The following is a 20,411-nucleotide window of genomic DNA, read 5'->3' on the forward strand; positions in this document are numbered from 1 at the left end:
TGTATGGCACAAACAAGTGGAGGATCCGATGAGCGAACGCGAAGACGCCCGCCTCGAACTGATGCGAGAGCTGAAGGCGTCCGCCAATCTCCAGCACGCCTGGCTCATGCAGATCTGGCAGGCGGAGCGCGGGCTGCACCCCGCCGCCGCGATGCTGCTGTCCGACCTCGCGAAGCACGGCGAAGGCAGGCCCTCCGACCTGGCCAAACGCCGCTTCGTGGACATCTCGGTGGTCAGCCGCCAGATCACGCAGCTGTTCAGTGCCGGGCTGATCGACCGGCGCCCGGCGCCGGAAGACGGCCGCTCGTCGCTGGTCAGCGTGTCGAAACTGGGCTACGAGCAGCTGGAGCGCTGGCGCGGCCTCTACCTCGACTTCATGGCACAGGCACTGGGCGGGTGGGACGAGCAGAAGGTCACCAGCCTGACCGAACGCCTCGTCGAGATGAACGAGAACCTGCGCGCGGTGCTGGAGCCGCAGAACAACTGCCAGGAACTGGCGAACGTCGGAAAGTGAGCACAGCAGTGAGTACCACCCAAGCCGTACCCGGTGAGCAGATGAGCCACCGCCAGATCATGGAGGCCTTCACCGGCCTGCTGCTGGCGTTGCTGGTCGCGATGCTCTCCTCCACCATCGTCTCCAACGCGCTGCCGACGATCCTCGCCGACCTGAACGGCTCGCAGAGCCAGTACACCTGGGTGGTCACGGCCACCCTCTTGACCTCGACCGCGACCACTCCTCTCTGGGGCAAACTCTCGGACCTGTTCAGCAAAAAACTGCTTTACCAGCTCTCCATCGTCATCTTCACCGTCGGTTCGGTGCTCGGCGGCATCTCGCAGTCGATGCCCGAGCTCATCGCGTTCCGCGCGCTGCAGGGCATCGGCCTCGGCGGTATGCAGGCGCTGATCCAGGTCGTGATCGCCGCGATGATCGCGCCGCGTGACCGCGGCCGGTACTCCGGCTACATCGGCGCGGTGTTCGCCGTCGCCACGGTGTCCGGGCCGCTCATCGGCGGGCTCATCGTGGACTCGCCGCTCGGCTGGCGCTGGTGCTTCTGGGCCGTCGTGCCGGTCGCGGTGCTGGCTTTCATCGTGCTGGGCCGGACGCTGAAGCTGCCGGTGCTCAAGCGCGAGGTGCAGATCGACTGGCTGGGCGCGACCCTGCTGGTCGGCGGCGTGGCACTGCTGCTGATCTGGGTTTCCCTGGCAGGCACCAGCTTCGCCTGGGGCTCGTGGACGACCGTCGCCTACGTCGGCGGCGCCGTGCTCGCGCTGGGACTCGCGGTGCTCGTCGAGTCGAAGGTCGCCGAGCCGGTCATCCCGCTGCGCCTGTTCCGCAACCGGACGTTCACCCTTTCGGTGCTCGGTTCGCTCGCGGTCGGCACCGCGATGTTCGGTGGCTCGGTCTTCCTCGGGCAGTACTACCAGATCTCGCGCGGCTTCTCGCCGACCCACGCGGGCCTGATGACGCTGCCGATGGTGCTCGGGCTGGCGCTGTCCTCGACGGTGGCCGGGCAGGTCATCTCGCGGACCGGCAAGACCAAGATGTTCATGGTGCCCGGCGCGATCCTGCTGATGGCGGGCCTGTTCCTGCTCAGCACGGTCGACCACACCACCAACCTGACGCTGATGGGCGCCTACCTCGCGGCGATGGGCCTCGGGCTCGGCCTGCTGATGCAGAACCTGGTGCTGGTCGTGCAGAACACGGTCAGCATGCGGGACATGGGTTCCGCGTCCTCGGTGGTCACGTTCTTCCGCTCGCTCGGCGGTGCGGCCGGTGTGTCCGCGCTGGGCGCGGTGCTCGCGGCGCAGGTCTCGACCAACATCGTCGGCTCGCTGACCAAGCTCGGCCTCCCGACCGCGGGCGCCACCAACGGCGGTGGTGGCACCCTGAACCTCGCCGCGCTGCCCGGCCCGATGCGCGAAATCGTGCGCGCCGCGTTCGGTGACGCGACCGGCAAGGTCTTCCTCATCGCGGGCATCGTCGCGGTGGTGACCTTCGTGGCGGTCCTGCTCATCAAGGAGGTGCCGCTGCGCAGCACCTTGGACACCGAGGTGACCAAGGTCGCCGGGCCGCTGCCGGCCCAGGTCGTCCTTGCCGACGAATCGATCAGCTCGCACGTCCACGGCCGGGTCACCGGCGCCACGGGACGCCCTCTCGCGGGTGCGGTGCTCACGCTGACGGACGCCGCGGGCAGGCAGGTCGACCTCGGCCGCACCGACGGCGAGTACGAGCTGAGCGCGCCGCGCGGTGGTGACCACGTGGTCATCGCGTCGGCCGGGCAGCTGCGGCCGGTCGCGTCCAGGGTCCGGCTCAACGGGGTGCCGGTGCGGGCCGACCTCGCGCTGGCCGGGATGGGCGGTGTCGACGGGCAGATCAAGAGCGCCGGCGGGCACGCGGCCGTCGCGGGAGCGACGCTGGTCCTGACCGATCCGGCCGGTTCCGTCCTCGAAGCCGGGCTCACCGGTGGCGACGGCTGGTACCGCTTCGACGAGATCCCGGCGGGCGCGTACACGCTGACCGTGACCTCGCCGGGCTACCGGCCGATCGCGGGCCCGCTCACCGTTCCCGAAGGCGCCCGCGCCCGCCACGACGTCGAGCTCGAAGCGACGGCCGGGGTCGGCGGCGTGGTCCGGTCCGGCAAGCTCGGCCACCCGGTGCCCGAGGCGCAGGTGACACTGGTCGACACGAGCGGACAGGTCGTCGCGACCACGCTCACCGACCGCGACGGCGCCTACCGCTTCACGGATCTGCCCGACGGCGACTACACGCTGATCACCACCGGGTACGCCCCGGCGGTGTCCCCGCTCGCGATCGCGGGCGGCACCGAGGTGGGCCAGGACGTCGAGCTCGGCTACCCCGCCCGGTAGGGACGTCAGCTGAAGGTCGCCCTTGGTGCGTTGAACGTGCCAAAGGCGACCTTCACTGCGTTCAACGCACTGAAGGCGACCTTCAGCCGTTCTACCTTGGGTAGGACCTACTGGCCGTTCGGTCCCGAGAACGCGTTCATTCGGACCTGACGTCGCGGTGATCGACCGAGGTAGCGTCGTCGGGTGACGCGAAGCCGGGTCGCTCTGCTTTTCGCCCTGGGAATCGACAACTTCGGCTCGGGTCTTTTCCTTCCGCTCGCACTCGTTTTCGTCACCCGGGTGGTGGGACTGCCGCTCGGCCTCGCCGGTACCGCGGTCACCGTGGGCACCGTCGCGGGACTGCTCGTGCCGCCGCTCGCCGGGCGCCTCGCCGACGCCGTCGGGCCGCGGGCGGTGGTGATCGCGGCCCAGCTCTTCCAGGCGCTCGGCGCGGTGACGTATCTGTACGCGGACGGCTTCACCGCGGTAGTGGTGGCCGCGCTCCTACTCGCTTCGGGTCAGCAACTGTTCTACTGCTGCCTGTTCGTCCTCATCGCCGACGTCGCGGGCGACGTCCCGAAAGACCGCCCGTTCGCCGAGGCGGGCATGGTCCGCGCGGGCGCGTTCGGCCTCGGCGGCCTGACCGCCGGGGCGTTGCTGACCCTGGTGGGGCCGACCGGGTTCAAGCTCGTCGTGCTGGCCGACGCGGGCACCTTCCTGCTCGCCGCGCTGGTGCTCGCCGTGGCGGTCCGCACGGTCGTCCCGCACGTGCGCGCGGTCGCCGCGCCCGCCCACGTCTGGCGCAACCGGCCCTACCTCAGGCTGATCCTCCTGAGCGGGCTGTTCGGCCTGGCGCTGGACTTCTTCCTCATCGGCACGCCGGTGTTCGTGCTCGACCAGCTGCACGAACCCGCCTGGTTGCCCGGCGCGATCCTCGCCCTGCTGACGGTGCTGACCAGCCTCGGCGGCACGATCGCGTTGCACGCGACCAGGAAACTCAGCCGGATCGGGGCGATGCGGGCGGGCTCGGCGCTGTTCGCGGCGTGGTGCCTGGTGAGCCTCGGCGTCTTCCTGGTCCCACCGGGCTGGCGGCCCGCGTACCTGCTGCTCGCGACGCTGGTGATGGCCGCGGGCGACCTGGTTTTCGGCCCTCGCGCCGGCGCGCTCGCGGAGGCGGCCGCGCCGGTGGACGCCCGTGGCCGCTACCTCGCCGCGTTCCAATACGCTTTCACCGCCGCGCAGGTGCTCGCTCCGGCCGTCGTCGCGCTGTTCTCCGTGGCAGTCTGGATCCCGTGGGTGCTGGTCGGGGGATGCGCCGCCGGGGCCGCGGTCGGTCTCGGCCGGCTCGGACCCCGGCTTCCCGCCCATGCCGTGACACCTCTCTAGACTTGAGCGGAACAGACTCAACTTTGCTGACGTTGTACCTGTCGATGGCGTCGAAAGAATGCTGTCACCAGGACATTCATATCGACCAGAGGTGAGGGATGGACGCTTTCAACCCGACCACGAAGACCCAGCAGGCCATCTCGTCGGCCGCGCAGGCGGCCACGATGGCCGGAAATCCGCACATCGCCGCCGCGCACCTGCTGGGCGCGCTGCTGGCGCAGGGCGAGGGGCTCACCGCTCCGCTGCTGACCGCGGTCGGGGCCGACCCCGAGCAGGTGCACAAGGAGCTCGACCCGATCATCCAGGCGCTGCCGTCGGCCACCGGCGCGACGGTGTCGAGCCCGCAGTTCGACACCCACGCCGTCAAGGCGCTGACGCACGCGCAGAAACTCGCGACCGAGCTCGGCGACGAGTACGTCTCCACCGAGCACCTCCTGGTCGGCCTCGCCACCGAGGGTGGCCCGGTCGCCGACCTCCTGCGGAAGCACGGCGCCACGCCGGACGCGCTGCAGGAGGCGTTCGCGAAGGTGCGCGGTTCGGCGCGGATCACCAGCGCGGACCCGGAAAGCACGTTCAAGGCGCTGGAGAAGTACGGCGTCGACCTGACCGAGCGCGCCCGCGCGGGTGAGCTCGATCCGGTCATCGGCCGGGACACCGAGATCCGGCGCGTGGTGCAGGTGCTCTCGCGGCGTACCAAGAACAACCCGGTGCTCATCGGCGAGCCCGGCGTCGGCAAGACGGCCATCGTCGAGGGCCTGGCGCAGCGGATCATCGCGGGCGACGTCCCCGAGTCACTGCGCGGCAAGCGCGTCATCGCGCTGGACCTCGGCTCGATGGTCGCGGGCGCGAAGTTCCGCGGCGAGTTCGAGGAGCGGCTGAAGGCCGTCCTCAAGGAAATCGTCGACTCCGCGGGCCAGGTCATCACGTTCATCGACGAGCTGCACACGATCGTGGGTGCGGGCGCCACCGGTGAAGGTGCGATGGACGCGGGCAACATGATCAAGCCGATGCTCGCCCGCGGCGAGCTGCGGATGGTCGGCGCGACCACGCTCGACGAGTACCGCAGGCACATCGAGAAGGACGCCGCGCTGGAGCGCCGGTTCCAGCAGGTGCTGGTCGGCGAGCCGTCGGTCGAGGACACCATCGGCATCCTGCGTGGGCTCAAGGAGCGCTACGAGGTGCACCACGGTGTCCGCATCACCGACGCCGCACTGGTCGCCGCCGCGACGCTGTCCGACCGGTATATCACCGCGCGTTTCCTGCCGGACAAGGCGATCGACCTGGTCGACGAGGCCGGTTCGAAGCTGCGCATGGAGATCGACTCCCGGCCCGTCGAGATCGACGAGGTGGAGCGGCTCGTCCGCCGCCTCGAGATCGAGGAGATGGCACTGTCCAAAGAGGACGACGCTGCTTCCCTCGACCGGCTAGCCACGTTGCGCGCCGAGCTGGCCGAGAAGCGCGAGACGCTGACGGCGCTGACAGCGCGCTGGCAGAACGAGAAGGGTTCGATCGAGAAGGTCCGTGACCTCAAGGAGGAGCTGGAGCAACTGCGTGGCGAGGCCGACCGCGCCGAGCGCGACGCCGACCTCGGTCGCGCCGCCGAGCTCCGCTACGGCCGCATCCCGCAGCTGGAGAAGGAGTTCGACGCCGCGACGGAGGCCAGCGCGGCGAGCGCCGACAACGTCATGCTGAAGGAAGAGGTCAGCGCCGACGACGTCGCCGACGTGGTCAGCGCGTGGACCGGCATCCCCGCCGGGCGGCTGCTCGAGGGCGAGACCGGCAAGCTGCTCCGGATGGAGGAGGAGCTCCAGCAGCGCGTCATCGGCCAGCCCGAGGCCGTGACCGCGGTGTCCGACGCGGTGCGCCGCGCGCGGGCGGGCGTCGCCGACCCGGACCGGCCGACCGGCTCGTTCCTGTTCCTCGGCCCGACCGGCGTCGGCAAGACCGAGCTGGCGAAAGCGCTGGCGGAGTTCCTGTTCGACGACGAGCGCGCGATGCTGCGGATCGACATGAGCGAGTACTCCGAGAAGCACTCGGTGGCCCGCCTGGTCGGCGCGCCCCCCGGCTACGTCGGCTACGACCAGGGCGGCCAGCTGACCGAGTCCGTCCGGCGCCGTCCGTACTCGGTGGTGCTGTTCGACGAGGTCGAAAAGGCACACTCGGACGTGTTCGACGTGCTCCTGCAGGTGCTCGACGACGGGCGGCTCACCGACGGCCAGGGCCGCACGGTGGACTTCCGCAACACGATCCTGGTGCTCACGTCCAACCTCGGCTCGCAGGCGATCGCCGACCCGAACCTGGACGAGCGGGAGCGGAACGACGCGGTCATGGCGGTCGTCCAGCGGGCGTTCAAGCCGGAGTTCCTCAACCGGCTCGACGACATCGTGGTGTTCCACGCGCTCGGCACCGAGCAGCTCACGTCCATTGTGGACATCCAGATCGAGCGGCTGGCCTCGCGGCTTTCGCGGCGGCGCCTGCACCTGGACGTCACCGACGGCGCCCGCGAGTGGCTCGCCCTCAACGGCTTCGACCCGATCTACGGCGCCCGCCCGCTGCGGCGGCTGGTCCAGTCCGCGATCGGCGACAAGCTGGCCAAGCAGCTCCTGTCCGGCGAGGTCCGCGACGGCGACACGGTCCGTGTCGACATTCCGGAGTTCGGCCCGGGTGACGCGCTGACCGTCACCCGGGTGGAGCAGTAAGCCGCTGAAGTGTCATGAAAGGGTCTTTCAGGGCAAAAATTGCCCTGAAAGACCCTTTCATGACACGTGTGAAACAAAATATCGACTGGTCGACAAACGGGATTACGCCCGATTGGCGGCGGCGACACGGCGCGGGTGCTCTCCCGGGTAACGCCATGGGGGATACCCTGATCCCCGTGGGTATTCCGGCGTGGATCTGGTTCGTCGTGGCCGCCGTCGCGTTGGTGGCGGGGCTCGGGTTGCTCGCTGCCGACCGGGCGAAGGAGGGCTCGCGCAACCGGGAACGGATGCGCTGGGCGACCCTGCGCGGCTGGCAGTTCGTCGAAGAGGACGAGCGGCTGCCGAGACAGTGGTCCGGCGGCGCGATCGGCTACTTCGGCGCGCAGGCCGCGGTCAACGTCGTGGCCGGGTCGACCTTCACCTCCGATGGCCGCCGCCCCGTGTTCATCTTCGACATCGAGTCCGAGGGGCAGATCCCCGCGGTCGTCGTCGCGGTGCGCTGCAACAAGACGCACCAGACGCCACTGGAGATGTGGCTGTCCAGCGTGCCGTTCCAGCGCGAGGGTATGCCCGAGATGCTCGGCCCGATCGGCCAGCGCTACGCGTTCGCCGATGACGCCGAGGGTGCCAGGGCGGTCATCACCCAGGAGCTCGTCGACGCCGCCGACTCGCTCGGCGGGGACGTCGGCGTCGCCTGGCTGGAGAACGAGTGGGTGCTGGCCAGCGCGGCCCCGAACGCCGGGCCGTCACGGCTCGAGCGGCTGCTGCGCGACCTCGGCGAGATCGCCGACATCGTCGACCCGTTCGACGAGGACTACGTGCCCGGCCCGACCGACCCCAGCCCGTCGAACCCCGGCCGCCACTGGCAGCACGAGCCGGGCGGTGCCACCGCGATGGAAGACGTCAACGCGGGCGACCACCCCACCGGCCCGTCCGCTCCCTGACCTGGCAAGTCAGCGCGGCTCGATCGACAGCGGCGGGGCGCCCAGCTTCAGTCCGGTGGTCGTCGGGGCCTGGTCCATGAGCTGGAGCGAGGCCGACTGGTCGTGCGCGAGCGTGCCGGCGGGCAGGGTGCCCGAGGTCGAGGTCGTCGACCTGCCCTGGACGTCCAGCACGTTGTCCACCCCCAGCTCGCCGCTGAACCTGTCGGTCAGCTCGCCGCCGTTGCGCAGGTTCGGCACGTCCGAGCCCAGTGTCGAGGACTGCGACGAGTCCGCCAGCCCCGTCGCCGGCCCGGCGTGGCCGCCGAAAGCGTGCGACTGTCCCAGATCGGCGCCCACCAGGGTGCCGGTGAACCGGCCGAGTGCGTGCTGGTCGGAGGTCATGCCCACCGCCGCCGAGTCCCCGAGGTCGAGCGCCTGGCCTGACGACCGGTGCCCGCCGAGAACCCCGGCGAACCTCCCCTGCTCGACCCCCAGCGTCCGCACGAGCCTGCCGTCGGCCTGTTCGGCGTTCTCGCTGACCACGTCGACGCCTTCCGGCAGCCGGACGGCGTGCTGGCCGGAGTCGGACGCGCCGAGCCTGCGGTCCTCCTCGGTGATGACGCCGAGCGGGTCGTTCGAGAACGCCGCCGAGCGGCTGCCGCTCTTGTCGAGGTGCTGCTCGGTGCCTGTCACCGCGGTGGCGAGGTTGCCGAGCTGCGCCGTGTGCTTCTGTGCCTGCGCCGCTGCTTCGGTGTCTTCCGCCGACGTCGTCGAGCTGAGCGCGCCGCCGGGGGCGACGGAGTCTCGGTTTTCGGAGCTGCCGGACAGTGCGCGGCGGGTGTCCGAGACGACCTTCACGTCGCCGAGCTGGCGGCTGTAGATGTCATGGTCGTAGGTGTTGAGGAAGCCCTTGACGACGGACGTGTTTCCGTCGTTGCCCAGCTGCAGGTCCCGGCCGAAGGTCCCCTCGTGCTGGTGGTCCAGCGGCAGCGGCACGGTGCCGAGCGGCTGGGTGAGGTCGGCCGCCCAGGCTGCGGCTGGTGCGGCGAGCAGGAGTGCGAAGGGCGCGGCGCCGGCCGCCACCCTGGGCAGGTAGCCCGCTTTACGCTTGCTGTGCTTACCCATGCGCGGGACGATACTTCCCCACTAATCCCCTCGCATGTCAGACCCTGACCAGCGGGTACTTTCACGGTATGACCTCCCCCCTTGCCGTGATCACCGGCGCCACCGCCGGTATCGGCGCCCAGTTCGCCCGTGTCCTTGCCGCCGAGTCCTACGACCTGGTTCTCGTGGCCCGGAATGCCGAGCGGCTCGAGGCCCTTGCCGCTGAGCTCTCCGGGCGTCACGGGGTGGGGGTCGAGGTGCTGGCCGCTGATTTGTCCGAGGTCGACGGACGGCGGGCCGTTGAGGAACGGCTTGCTGCCGGGACTGTTGATCTGCTGGTCAACAATGCTGGTTTCGGGCTGGACGGGGACTTCTGGACGGTTTCTCCTGATGATTTGCAGCGGCAATTGGATGTCAATGTCACTGCTGTGCTTCGGCTGACTCGGGCTGTGTTGCCGGGGATGGTTGAGCGGGGGGCCGGGGATGTCATCAACGTGAGTAGCGTTGCGGGGTTTTTGCCTGGGCGGGGATCTACTTATACTGCCAGTAAGACTTGGGTTACTTCTTTTACCGAGGGGATTTCAGCTTCGCTGCCTGCTGGGTTGCGGATGATTGCTTTGTGTCCTGGGCTTACGCGGACTGAGTTTCATGAGCGGGCGGGGATTGATAAGTTGGGGCCGGATTTGCTCTGGCTGGACGTAGAGCAAGTTGTTGCCGAGGGGCTTGCCGACTTGCGGAAGGGTAAGGCTGTTTCTGTACCCGATTTCAAGTACAAGGTTATTGTTGCTGTTGCGGGGGCCGTGCCACGGAGTCTGCTTCGGCGGGTTGCTGGGCTTGTCGGGGGTAAGGGGCGGACGTGACGGGTTTGGTTTAGTCCTGTGTTTTGGCCAGCGCGCTCAGTCCGCTCAGTGGTCTGTTCGGCGGTGCTGAACCCTGATGCCGTGATCAACTCAACTACTCGACACGGGATCATCCAGCTCCTTGATGACTGCGGCTACGACGACAGCTGCGCTTACCCGAAGGCTTGCCGAGTCTTTTGGATTTCTCTTGTACAGGTTGGCGAACAGTACGCGGCACGCGCGGTCATTATTGTCGTATACATTCTCATTGGCAGCGTGGTCGACCAGTTGCTCCCAAGTTATCCCTGGTGCCTCGCCCCATATGGTCGCGAGCCACTCGATGGTAGTAGTCAGCAGTTCTCTGCGGTTCCGCTTTGCCTGCTCGGCGATGAGTCGACGTTTCCATTTGTCGACCAAGGGAGCGATGCTTGTGAGTAACGTACAGAATTTTTCGTACGATGGGCTGAGTATCGTACGCGCTTCCGTGTCATAGAACTGACGGATAGCCTCGATTACCTGGTCGGTGATCTTGCCTTCGGCGAATACGGAAGGACATCTTTTCCTGAGTAATATGACAGCGTCTGCCAGTGGGGTCTGCCACCCTTCTTCGGTGTTGATGTATTTATTGACGTCACCTGCCCCGGAATTTCGATCTTGCAGGTATGCGAGCAAGTGGCAATTGGAATGCTTCTGGTTGTTACGTAAATACTCGTCGAACAACCTGATCCATCTTGACTCGGCTGTATCGACGGCCGCCGCCAAGGATGGCGGCGCTTGAGCTCCGCCCAAGCGCAAGGAGGCCACTTCACAGGTGAAGGATGAGCCGTATTCGACTTCGTTGAAGTGATCGATCACATCTATGTGGTAGCCAATCCATGCTCCACGCGCCCTCTCGCTCGGTCGGTTCGCCACGCGGACTGCATCCATGCTCGGCCCGCGGATCGGGTCGAGATGCGGTGTGGATTCACCGCCAGCGTCTTTGGGATCATCCGTTTCCGCACCGCGATTCATTCGCTCCTTTCCTTTGCCGGATCCCGTCACTTCTTTCGTTCCCTCGACCCTGGCCCGGACGTCTTCCCTTCGCTTCTCGTACTTCCTTTCTATTTCGTCATCCCTATCTCTGTCTGATCGCATCTTGGCCTTAATGACGCTATCCGTCACTGTGCCGCTGATCTTGATTAGCTGCCGCACATCTATCAGGTCGATCGAGCTCAGCCTGGCAATCAAATCAAGGCAGGAAGGGTCATCCCAGACTGGGGCGAGTGCCCTGCTCGCTCGATCCCGAATCTTCGCCCAGTCCAGGTTTGGATTTGCATTCCAGATTGCTACCAGGCTTTCTATGATCCGTTCGATCAGTTTTCGCAAATGTGCCGGTTCCGGCTGCTTTTCACCGGTCCCCGATGGCTCTGGATTCATAATTTCACCTCATCGAATACCAACTACCGTGCCGGGAGCGTAGCTATGCCACTCAGCGAAAGGGCAGACCCTCAGGCTGCCGCAGGGTGCCGTCCAACTTGCCCCTTCGGGCATGGCGTCGTGATCCCGTAAGGGAACGCGGGGCCGTGGAGCGGGGTGGGACGGTCTGGGTCGGGACTGGCCAGCTGCGGTCTCTCACGGGGTGGTGGGGGTAGGGCGGGCCCTACCTTGGGGTGGGTGGGTGGTCCCAGGGTGTCCGGGGTGGTCGTTTTCTAGGGTTCTTGCATGACTTCTGGGCGTGGTGGTGAGGCTGTCCGGCTTGATGGGGTTCGTAAGGACTATGGCAAGGGGGTGGTTGCACTCGGTGGGGTGAGTGTGGGGTTCCCCGTTGGGGGGTTTACCGCGGTGATGGGGCCCTCGGGGTCGGGGAAGAGCACATTCCTGCACTGTGCCGCTGGGCTTGATCGGCCCAGTTCTGGGTCCGTTGTGCTTGATGGACGAGAGCTCGCGGGGATGTCCGAGACCGCTCTCACCAAGCTGCGACGGGATCGGGTGGGGTTCATCTTTCAGGGGTTCAATTTGCTGCCCGCTTTGACCGTTGAGCAGAATGTCACCCTTCCTGCCATGTTGGCCGGGCGACGGGTTGATCGGCGGCTTGTCGAGCAGATGCTGGGGCGCGTCGGGCTCGGTGATCGGCGCAAGCATCTTCCCGGTCAATTGTCCGGGGGCCAGCAGCAGCGGGTTGCCATTGCTCGAGCGCTGGTGACGCGGCCTGCTGTTGTTTTTGCCGATGAACCTACCGGGGCGCTTGATACTCGTACCGCTGCTGAGGTTTTGGGGCTTTTGCGGGAGTCCGTTCGTGGTTCCGGGCAGACCGTCATCATGGTTACGCACGATCCCGTCGCCGCTTCCTATGCCGATCGGGTGGTCTTTCTGGCTGACGGGCTCATTGCCGATGAGGTCGTGTCGCCGACGGCCGCGCTTGTCGCGGAGCGGATGACTCACCTCGGCGCTTGGGGTTCGCCCGCCGCGGCTTTGGCCGGGAGGGCTTGATGTTGCGCTTGGCCATGCGGACCTTGCGGCTGCGTAAGGGTGGTTTTCTGGCGACCTTTGTCGCCGTTTTCTTTGGTGCGCTCATTGTCGCCGCCTGTGGTGGGCTGCTGGAGACCGGGATCCGCGCCGAGGCCGTGCCGCAGCGGCTGGCCGGTGCGCCGATCGTGGTCAGCGGGGAGCAGACCTACTTGATGCCGAGGAACGATCCTGAGAGCGATTCCAAACACCGGCAGAAAACCGAGAACGCGACGCTGCCCGAGCGGGTCCGGCTCGATGGAGGGCTCGTGGGCAAGCTCGGGGCCGTTCCGGGGGTGGCCGGTGCTGTTGGCGAGGTGAATTTCGCCGCCGGGTTGATGCGGGACGGGCGTCCTGTTTCGGGCGATTCGCTGGGGCATGGCTGGGATTCCGCCGCGCTGACGCCGTTTGCGCTGACCGCCGGTGGGGCGCCTTCGGTGGGCGAGGTCGTCTTGGCTGACGGGCTCGCTCGGGAGGCGGGCGTGCGTGTTGGCGATCGGGTCGAGGTCGCCGCTCATGGGGGCGTCGAAGGTTTTCGGGTGGCTGGGGTTGCTTCTGCCGCTCAGCCGGTTGCGCGGGGTTCGGTGTTTTTCGCGGCGGGCGATGCTGATCGGCTGTCCGGACGGCCTGGCCTCGTTGACACGATCGGGTTGTTCGTCAGTCCGGGGGCGGACCTCGCGGGGGTTGAGTCGCGAGTGTCCGACGCGCTGCGCGGGACGTCCGCGACGGTGTCGAGTGGAAATGATCGCGCGGCCACTGAATTTCCCGAAGCCGTTGCCAGTGGGGAAAACCTGATCGTGCTCGCTGCTGTTTCCGGTGGGCTCGCGGCGATGGTCGCGATGTTCGTGGTGGCCAGCACGCTGACTCTGTCCGTTCAGCAGCGCCGCCGTGAGCTGGCGTTGCTGCGGGCCGTCGGTACGACCCCGCGTCAGCTGCGTCGCATGGTGCTCGGCGAAGCGATGGTCGTCGCCGTGCTCGCCACCGGCCTCGCCGGGGTGCTTGGGCCGCTGCTCGGGCACTGGCTGTTCGACCAGCTGGTCTCGAACCGGGTCGTGCCGTCGGTGGTCCGGTTCCACCAGGGGTGGATCCCGTCCGTGGCGGCCGCCGGTGCCGCGATCCTCGCCGCGCTCGTCGCCGCGATCACCGCCGGGCTGCGTGCCGGGCGGGTCCGGCCGACCGAGGCGCTCGCCGACGCCGCGATGTCGAAGCGCTGGCTCACCCCGGTCAGGTTGATCGTCGCCGTCCTGGCCTTCGGCGGCGGCACCGCGCTCGCGATCGTGACGGTCGCCGTGATGACCGGTCCGGTCGCGGCCAGCACCGCCGGTCCCGCGGTGATCCTGTGGGCCGTCGGGCTCGCGATGATCAGCCCCGGCGTCACCAAGGTGATGGCCGCGATCCTCCAGTGGCCGGTGCGTGCCCTGTCCGGCGTCAACGGCAGGCTCGCCATGCTCAACACCCGGGCCGGGGTCGTCCGGGTGGCGGGCGCGGTCACCCCGATCATGCTGGCCGTGGGCATCGCGACCGGCAACATCTACCTCCAGACCACCTCCCAGGCGGTGTCCGATCAGGCGTTCAGCCAGGACCTGCGTGCCGACGCCGTGGTCGGTTCGGTGGCCGGTGGTCTCGCGCCGGACCTGGTGTCCCGGGTCCAGTCGGTGCCCGGCGTCCGGAGCGCTTCGGAATACGTCACGAGCACGGCCTTCATCCAGGCGCCGTTCGACTCCGGGCAGAACGACGACGGCTGGCCGGTGGTCGGGCTGACCGCTTCCGGCGCCGCCCAGGCCACCGCGGACAAGGCCACGCAAGGACGGCTCGACGCACTTTCGGGTGACACCGTCGCGCTGCCGGAGACCATCGCCGCTGACCTCGGACGCCGGGTCGGCGACACCGTCACCCTGCGGCTCGGCGACGGCGCGGTGGTCGACGTCCGGGTGGTCGCCTTGACCACCGGGCGGCCCGGGTTCGCGAGCCTGCTGCTGCCCGCGGACCTGCTCGCGCCGCACACGACCTCGGGTCTCGCGCCACAGCTGCTCGTCAACGCGGCACCCGGGATCGATGCCGCGACGCTCACCGGCAGGCTCCGCGAGGTGGCCGCCGGGCTACCCGGCGTTGTTGTCGGGGACCGGAGCGTGCTGGTCGCGGCGCACAAGAAGAAGCAGGACGTCGGGGTCTGGGTCAACTACCTGATGGTCGGGATGATCATGGCGTACACGGTGATCTCCGTGGTGAACACGCTGGTGATGGCGACCGCGCGACGACGTCGCGAGTTCGGCCTGCAGCGGCTCACCGGGTCCACCCGGGCGCAAGTGCTGCGGATGGCCGGGATCGAGGGCGGGGTGGTCGCCACGATCGGCATCGCGGCAGGCACCGTCGTCGCGGCCGGTTCGATCGTGCCGTTCTGCCTGGTCGCCAGCGATTCGCTGCTGCCGTCCGGGCCGATCGGAATCTACCTTGCGGTGATCGGGGCGGCCGCGGCGCTCGCGCTGGTCGCCACGCTGGTGCCGACCTGGGCCGCGACGCGCGGCCGGGCGGTCGACGCGGCGACCATCGAGGACTGAGCGCGGGTGTGAAACACTCACCGCCGTGGTGAAACCCGGGTTGGATCAAGCGGCGAAACTCGAACTGGCCAGGCTGGTCACCGACCTGTCCGTGGTCTACGGCAAGGTGACCCTGTCGTCGGGCAAGGAAGCCGATTACTACATCGACCTGCGGCGGGCGACCCTGCACCACGCGGCCGCCCCGCTCATCGGCAAGCTGCTCCGGCAGCTCACCCACGACTGGGAGTACGTCGCGGCGGGCGGGCTGACGCTCGGCGCGGACCCGGTCGCGCTGGCGATGCTGCACTCGGCGGCGTCCGACGGCATGGTGCTCGACGCGTTCGTGGTCCGCAAGGGCGCGAAGGCGCACGGCATGCAGCGTCAGATCGAGGGCGTCGAGGTCCGCGGCCAGCGGGTGCTGGCCGTGGAGGACACCTCGACCACCGGCGGCAGCGTGCTCACCGCGGTGCGGGCGCTGCGGGACGCGGGCGCGATCGTCGCCGGCGTCGCGACCGTGGTCGACCGGGACACCGGCGCTCGCGAAGCGATCGAAAAAGAGGGCCTCGAGTACCGCTACATCCTCGGCAAGGACGACCTCGGCCTGGACTGAAACCGCCAGGACTCGCCTTGGTGACGAGTGTCACGGACAATCGGACCGTGACGTTTTCCCTTCGCCGGTGTCTGTTCAGTCAGGAGGTGTGGTGACCACCATGGCCAGCGCGGAGCCCGGCACGCCGCTCGACGACGTGACCCTGGTCAGCCGCGCGCGCGAGGGTGACGTCCGCGCCTACGAGCAGCTCGTCCTGCGCTACCAGGGCCCGATGTTCCGGCTGGCGCAGAAGATGCTCGCCAACCGCGGTGACGCCGAGGATGTGGTCCAGGAGGTGTTCCTCAACGCCTGGCGCAAACTGGCCCAGCTCACCGAGGACGCGGCGTTCGTCGGCTGGCTCTACCGCACCACGACCAACCGGTGTCTCAACGTCATCCGGGCGCGGCGGCCGCAGGCGGACGTCGACCTCGACCTGGCTGAGTCGCCCCGCACCGACACGCGACCCGAACACGCGGCCCAGGTCAGCGGCCAGCTAGCGGCGTTGAACGCGGCACTCGGAGAACTCACCCCGGAGCAGCGCGCGTGCTGGCTGCTGAGAGAGGTGCACGGCCGCTCCTACGACGAAATCGGCGAGATCGTGGGCACGAGCGGGACCGCTGTGCGGGGCCGGATAGCGCGAGCGCGTGCGCAGTTGGCGGAGGTGATGAAACCGTGGCGGTGAACCACACGACCGATGGGTACGAGCTTCCCTGCGAACGGGAGCTCGACCAGGTGTGGGAGCGCCTGGACGCGGTGGGCGAAGGGCTCGCCGACGAACACGAGCTGAGCTGCCCCCACTGCCGCACGGCCAGGGAAAGCCTGCTGGCACTGCGGGAAGCGACCCAGGAGCTGGTCGAGGAGAGCGAGCAGCCACCACCGGATCTCGTCGGGCGCATCATGTCCGCGGTCAGGGCGGAGGTGCGGCGTGGCCAGATGTTGCGGCTCCCGACGTCCGAAGCGGGGTTCGTCGAGGTCAGCGAGCAGGCCGTCGCCGTCGTGCTGCGGTACGCGGCGGACTCCGTCGGCGGGGTGCGCGCGCGGCGTTGCCGGGTGCGCACGGTCGACGTCGGGGAGAACGGCGAGAGCCTCGTCGAGGTCGAACTCACCCTTGCGGTGAGTCTTCGGAACGTTACCGGCAGTGAAGCGTTGACCAAGGTGAGGGAGCGCGTCGCCGCGGCCGCGGCTGCCAGGGTCGGGCTCGAGCTGGTGCGCCTGGACCTGCTGGTGGATGACGTTTACGAGGACGAAGAATGACCCTGGACGCAGTAACCGAGCCGTCGACCGAGTTCGTCATCTCCGACGCGGTCATCGCCAGCGTGGCGGCCCGCGCCGCACTGGAGACCGTCGGCGTCGTCCGGCTCGAGCCGGGCCTGCGCGGCCTGGTGACGGCGTGGACGCGGGCGGCGAGGCAGCGGTGGAAGGGCCTCGACCCGGCCCCGGCCGACGGCGTGCGCGTCCGTACGGAGGACGGCTTGGTGACCGTGCAGGTCGACCTGGTGACCTCCGCGATCGACCAGGCCGCGGCTGTCGGCCAGGCGGTGCAGCGCAGCGTCAAGCGGGTGGTGGCCGAGGAGACGGGCCTGGTCGTGGCCGAGGTTTCGGTGTCCATTTTGGACATCGAGCCGGAGATCCGGTGATGTCTTCGAGCGAGGCCACGGAGAAGATCCTCGCGGCGGTGAAGGGGGTTTCCGGGCTGCGCCCGGCGATGCCCGTTTCCGAGGAGCACGCGCACTGGCTGCCCGGCGACTGGGAGGGGCTCGCCGTGGATCTGGACCCCGACGGGGGACACTACCGGCTGAAAGCCAACCCGCAGCCGCTGCCGCCGCTGCTGGAGCGGGTCTGCGAAGCCGTCCGCCCGGTGCTCGCGGGCACGCCGTGGGAGCGCGCGAACCTGCGGCTCGTGGTGACGGACATCGACGGTTCGGCATTCTCGGCCTGCACCAACGAGTGAGCTTCAGGTCACACGATCAGGTCGTGACTTTCCTCCGGCGTTTGTGTCGTAAGGGGTACAGGGCAACGTAAGCCCTGAGAAGAGTCCTCAGCACGACACAGGGAGACGTCATGACCAACGCGACGGCCGAGAAGACCACGACCGGCAATTCCGCGTCCGTGTCCACCCGCCCCGAGGCCGGCAGTGCGCTGGTCACGAAGCAGGGCAACACCACCATCGCCGACACCGTCGTGCAGAAGATCGCGGGCCTGGCCACGCGTGAGGTCAGCGGCGTGCACGACCTCGGCGGCGGCGCGGCCCGCGCGTTCGGCGCGCTGCGCGAGCGGATCCCCGGCGCCAGCGCCAGCGCGAGCCAGGGCGTCTCGGTCGAGGTCGGCGAGAAGCAGGCCGCCGTCGATCTGCAGATCCTCGTCGAGTACGGCGTTTCCATCGCCGACCTGGCGCGGTCCGTGCGCCGCAACGTGATCTCCGCGATCGAGCAAATGACCGGGCTTGAGGTCGTCGAGGTCAACATCAACGTCTCCGACGTGCACATCCCGGGTGACGAGGAAGAGCCCACCACCGACCGGGTCCAGTAGAGCGACCCGGCCCCGGACACCAGGAGAAACCCATGAACGCCACGTTGATCGGCCTGCTCACCGGCCTCGCCCTCGGTTTCGCCGCCGCGTTCGGCGGGTTCGGGGCCTTCGTCGTCGTACTCGTGCTCGGCGCGCTCGGCCTGCTGGTCGGCCGCTGGCTCGACGGCAAGCTCGACCTCTCCGCGCTGGTCGGCTCCGCCAAGGATCGGGGTTAGCCGTGACCACCACCTACGCGCCGCCCGCCGGTCGCCACCGCGCGGACGAAGTCGAGCAGGGTGAGGAAAGCGGCGACCACGTCGAGACGGAGTCCGACCGCGGCCGGACGACGCTGGAACCCCGCGCGGTGAAGAAGATCGCCGCGCGGGCTGCGGGCGAGGTCGACGGCGTTGGCGAAGGGGCCAAGGTCAGCGCGCGGGTCGACGGGGAAACGGCCACTTTGGACGTTCAGCTCCCGGTGTCCTACCCGGCTTCCGTGGCGCGGACGACGGAAGCCGTCCGCGCGCACCTGATGCGCCGGACGCACCAGCTGACCGGGCTGACCGTGCCCAGGGTCGACATCGTCGTTTCGGCGCTGAAGTCCGCCGAGGTGCGGTCCGGGAGGGTCTGGTGATCCGCAGGCCGCGCCGGAGCACGCCGTCGGCGCTGGTCGCGCTGGTCCTGCTCGCCGCGTGCGCGTTCGTCGCGGTGGTGCTGATCCAGCGGCTGATCGGCGAGCGTCCGTGGTTGTCGTACGAGACGGCCGCTTCGCGCGTCCACGCCACCGCGTGGCAGGACCTGCCGGTGCTGATCGGCGGCGGTGCCGCGGTGGTCATCGGGCTGCTCCTGCTGTTCGCGGCGATCCTGCCGGGACGGCCGACCGTGCTCCCGCTGGTCTCCGGCGCGGACCACGTCGACACCGGTGCGACTCGTACCAGCCTGCGGACCTCGCTTCGCGGCGCGGTCGCCTCGGTGGACGGCGTCTCGTCCGCGAAGGTGAAACTGGGTCGTAAGAAGGTCGTCGCGAAGGTGGGCACCAACCGCACCACCACCGACGGCATGGCCGACGCTGTCCGCGAAGCCGTCGGCAAGCGGCTCGACGAGGTCGCGCCGCTGACCCGGCCCCGCGTCCGGGTCCGCGTGAGCAGTGCGAGGGAGCCGAAATGACCAGTGCCAACCGCCCGGCCGGGCTCAACCGGACCCTGCTCACGCTGACCGGCCTCGTGCTGATCGCCGGCGGCGGTTTCGCGGTGGCCACGCATTTCGGCAAGCTGAAGGTGCTCGACCGGGCCGCACCGCTGGTCCCTGGCGACGCCGTCCCGCCGACGTGGGTCTTCTACGTGGCGATCGCCGCGGCGGTGATCATCGGGCTGCTGTGCGTCCGATGGCTGGCCGCACAGGCGTTCCGGAAGCCGAAGTCGTCGACCTGGCGCCTGGAGGAGCGGCCCGAAACGGGCACGACCCAGCTCGCGTCGAGCACGGCCGCCGAGCCGGTGGCCGCGGAGATCGGCGAGTACCACGGCGTCCGGTCCGCGTCGGCGACGCTGGCGGGCCCGGCGCGCTCGCCCGAGCTGTTCCTGCGCATCGCCGCCGAGCAGGGCGCCGACATCAACGAGCTACGCCGCCAGATCGACGCCGAGGCGATCCCCCGCCTCCGGCAGGCACTTGACCTGGACACGCTCCCGGTGTCGATCGAGTTCCGCTTCACCTCCCAGGCCGTGGCCCGGACTCTCTGAAGTGTCATGAAAGGGTCTTTCAGGGCAATTTTTGCCCTGAAAGACCCTTTCATGACACCCGAGGCGGCGTAGCGTGCAAGACGTGGAAAAGCCGCCCGAGCCCGGTGAACCGCCCGAGAAGCCCGACGAGTTGCCCCCGCTGCCGGGCCGGGAGAAGCCGTCCGGCGCGCCGGACCAGTATCCCCGCGAGACGCCGACGAAGTACCCGGCGGAGCGGCCCGGCGAATTCCCACCGGGAGTGACGCCTCCGCCACCGAGACGGTGAACCCCGTGCTCCGGTGGGTTGAACATCACCCTCACCCGGTCAATTGCCGACGTGTTCGGCGACTGATCGGAGTAAAGTCCCAGGTGATGGGGTGGTGAAGGGGGACTGACGATGGCCAGAGCGCTCGCGGACGTCACGGTGGCGGTGCACATTCTGGCGCTCCTCTTCATCGGTTTCGGCGGTTTCCTCGCCTGGCGCTGGCCCAAGGTGATTTTCGCGCACGTCTTCTTCGCGGTCTGGGGCGTCGTCGTCAACGTTTTCCCGGTGCCCTGCCCGCTGACCGCGCTCGAGAACCACTTCCGGCACCAGCAGGGCCTGACCGATCTGCCGGGCGGGTTCAACTCGTACTACCTCTACGGGACGATCTTCCCGCGCTCGATGCTCTCGGTCGTGGGCGTCATCGCGATCGCGGTCGTGGCGGTGTCCTACTACGGCGCCTACTACCACTGGCGCCACCGTGACAGCGCCCCCGCGCACCGCGTCAGCCTCGGCTGAGG

At 68.6% G+C, this 20,411-nt stretch carries 22 protein-coding genes; 20 read left to right on the top strand and 2 right to left on the bottom strand.

Features of this window, described 5'->3' with window-relative positions:
* Positions 1-28: 28 nt before the first annotated feature.
* The 5 genes from QMK34_RS10075 to QMK34_RS10095 all read left to right on the top strand — a co-directional run bounded on the left by QMK34_RS10075 (position 29) and on the right by QMK34_RS10095 (position 7,876).
* The gene (locus QMK34_RS10075; RefSeq protein ID WP_326413444.1) at positions 29-514 is read left to right on the top strand and encodes a MarR family winged helix-turn-helix transcriptional regulator; all 486 of its coding nucleotides are present in this window, start codon (positions 29-31) and stop codon (positions 512-514) included.
* Positions 515-555: 41 nt separating this feature from the next.
* Complete coding sequence (locus QMK34_RS10080; RefSeq protein WP_326413549.1) at positions 556-2,868, top strand: MFS transporter; 2,313 nt, start codon at positions 556-558, stop codon at positions 2,866-2,868.
* Between the two features lie 183 nt (positions 2,869-3,051).
* Positions 3,052-4,233: an MFS transporter gene (locus QMK34_RS10085; protein WP_326413445.1), complete on the top strand. Its 1,182-nt coding sequence runs from the start codon at positions 3,052-3,054 to the stop codon at positions 4,231-4,233.
* Positions 4,234-4,331: 98 nt separating this feature from the next.
* Positions 4,332-6,932 (top strand): ATP-dependent chaperone ClpB, encoded by a 2,601-nt coding sequence (gene clpB, locus QMK34_RS10090; protein ID WP_326413446.1) that lies wholly within the window; start codon positions 4,332-4,334, stop codon positions 6,930-6,932.
* A 176-nt stretch (positions 6,933-7,108) separates the two neighbouring features.
* Positions 7,109-7,876, top strand: coding sequence for a hypothetical protein (locus QMK34_RS10095; protein WP_326413447.1), 768 nt, complete (start codon positions 7,109-7,111; stop codon positions 7,874-7,876).
* Positions 7,877-7,885: 9 nt separating this feature from the next.
* Here the strand turns inward: QMK34_RS10095 and QMK34_RS10100 are convergent, their stop codons facing one another.
* Positions 7,886-8,980, bottom strand: coding sequence for a hypothetical protein (locus QMK34_RS10100; protein WP_326413448.1), 1,095 nt, complete (start codon positions 8,978-8,980; stop codon positions 7,886-7,888).
* A 68-nt stretch (positions 8,981-9,048) separates the two neighbouring features.
* Between QMK34_RS10100 and QMK34_RS10105 the strand changes: the two genes are divergently transcribed.
* Positions 9,049-9,819: an SDR family NAD(P)-dependent oxidoreductase gene (locus QMK34_RS10105; protein ID WP_326413449.1), complete on the top strand. Its 771-nt coding sequence runs from the start codon at positions 9,049-9,051 to the stop codon at positions 9,817-9,819.
* Positions 9,820-9,909: 90 nt separating this feature from the next.
* Here QMK34_RS10105 and QMK34_RS10110 read toward each other — a convergent pair whose 3' ends face one another.
* The gene (locus QMK34_RS10110; RefSeq protein ID WP_326413450.1) at positions 9,910-11,214 is read right to left on the bottom strand and encodes a hypothetical protein; all 1,305 of its coding nucleotides are present in this window, start codon (positions 11,212-11,214) and stop codon (positions 9,910-9,912) included.
* 285 nt (positions 11,215-11,499) lie between these two features.
* Between QMK34_RS10110 and QMK34_RS10115 the strand changes: the two genes are divergently transcribed.
* From QMK34_RS10115 to QMK34_RS10180, 14 genes are all read left to right on the top strand, one after another.
* Positions 11,500-12,267: an ABC transporter ATP-binding protein gene (locus QMK34_RS10115; protein WP_326413451.1), complete on the top strand. Its 768-nt coding sequence runs from the start codon at positions 11,500-11,502 to the stop codon at positions 12,265-12,267.
* Positions 12,267-14,840 (top strand): ABC transporter permease, encoded by a 2,574-nt coding sequence (locus tag QMK34_RS10120; RefSeq protein WP_326413452.1) that lies wholly within the window; start codon positions 12,267-12,269, stop codon positions 14,838-14,840. The genes QMK34_RS10115 and QMK34_RS10120 overlap by 1 nt, the downstream gene beginning before the upstream one ends.
* Before the next feature lie 25 nt (positions 14,841-14,865).
* Positions 14,866-15,429, top strand: a complete 564-nt coding sequence (gene pyrE, locus QMK34_RS10125) for an orotate phosphoribosyltransferase (RefSeq protein ID WP_326413453.1) — start codon at positions 14,866-14,868, stop codon at positions 15,427-15,429.
* A gap of 100 nt (positions 15,430-15,529) precedes the next feature.
* Positions 15,530-16,090, top strand: a complete 561-nt coding sequence (locus tag QMK34_RS10130) for an RNA polymerase sigma factor (RefSeq protein WP_326413550.1) — start codon at positions 15,530-15,532, stop codon at positions 16,088-16,090.
* The gene (locus QMK34_RS10135) at positions 16,081-16,662 is read left to right on the top strand and encodes an Asp23/Gls24 family envelope stress response protein (RefSeq protein ID WP_326413454.1); all 582 of its coding nucleotides are present in this window, start codon (positions 16,081-16,083) and stop codon (positions 16,660-16,662) included. Before QMK34_RS10130 ends, QMK34_RS10135 begins: the two co-directional genes overlap by 10 nt.
* On the top strand, positions 16,659-17,045 hold the full coding sequence (locus QMK34_RS10140) for an Asp23/Gls24 family envelope stress response protein (RefSeq protein ID WP_326413455.1): 387 nt from the start codon (positions 16,659-16,661) through the stop codon (positions 17,043-17,045). The genes QMK34_RS10135 and QMK34_RS10140 overlap by 4 nt, the downstream gene beginning before the upstream one ends.
* The gene (locus QMK34_RS10145; RefSeq protein WP_326413456.1) at positions 17,045-17,359 is read left to right on the top strand and encodes a hypothetical protein; all 315 of its coding nucleotides are present in this window, start codon (positions 17,045-17,047) and stop codon (positions 17,357-17,359) included. Before QMK34_RS10140 ends, QMK34_RS10145 begins: the two co-directional genes overlap by 1 nt.
* A gap of 110 nt (positions 17,360-17,469) precedes the next feature.
* A complete protein-coding gene (locus QMK34_RS10150) occupies positions 17,470-17,937 on the top strand; it encodes an Asp23/Gls24 family envelope stress response protein (RefSeq protein WP_326413457.1) in 468 nt (155 codons plus the stop codon).
* Positions 17,938-17,969: 32 nt separating this feature from the next.
* Positions 17,970-18,152: a hypothetical protein gene (locus QMK34_RS10155; RefSeq protein ID WP_326413458.1), complete on the top strand. Its 183-nt coding sequence runs from the start codon at positions 17,970-17,972 to the stop codon at positions 18,150-18,152.
* Positions 18,153-18,154: 2 nt separating this feature from the next.
* Positions 18,155-18,547 carry an Asp23/Gls24 family envelope stress response protein gene (locus tag QMK34_RS10160; protein WP_326413459.1) on the top strand — a complete coding sequence of 131 codons (393 nt, stop codon included), beginning with the start codon at positions 18,155-18,157 and terminating at the stop codon, positions 18,545-18,547.
* Positions 18,544-19,080, top strand: a complete 537-nt coding sequence (locus tag QMK34_RS10165) for a DUF6286 domain-containing protein (RefSeq protein WP_326413460.1) — start codon at positions 18,544-18,546, stop codon at positions 19,078-19,080. The genes QMK34_RS10160 and QMK34_RS10165 overlap by 4 nt, the downstream gene beginning before the upstream one ends.
* Entirely contained in the window at positions 19,077-19,649 is a 573-nt protein-coding gene (locus QMK34_RS10170) for an alkaline shock response membrane anchor protein AmaP (RefSeq protein WP_326413461.1), read from the top strand. The genes QMK34_RS10165 and QMK34_RS10170 overlap by 4 nt, the downstream gene beginning before the upstream one ends.
* Positions 19,650-19,731: 82 nt before the next feature.
* Positions 19,732-19,914, top strand: a complete 183-nt coding sequence (locus QMK34_RS10175; RefSeq protein WP_326413462.1) for a hypothetical protein — start codon at positions 19,732-19,734, stop codon at positions 19,912-19,914.
* 111 nt (positions 19,915-20,025) lie between these two features.
* Positions 20,026-20,409 (top strand): DUF2784 domain-containing protein, encoded by a 384-nt coding sequence (locus QMK34_RS10180; protein ID WP_326413463.1) that lies wholly within the window; start codon positions 20,026-20,028, stop codon positions 20,407-20,409.
* Positions 20,410-20,411 lie beyond the last annotated feature (2 nt).

The sequence above is a fragment of the Amycolatopsis sp. H20-H5 genome (assembly GCF_035828755.1).
Lineage (GTDB): Bacteria > Actinomycetota > Actinomycetes > Mycobacteriales > Pseudonocardiaceae > Amycolatopsis.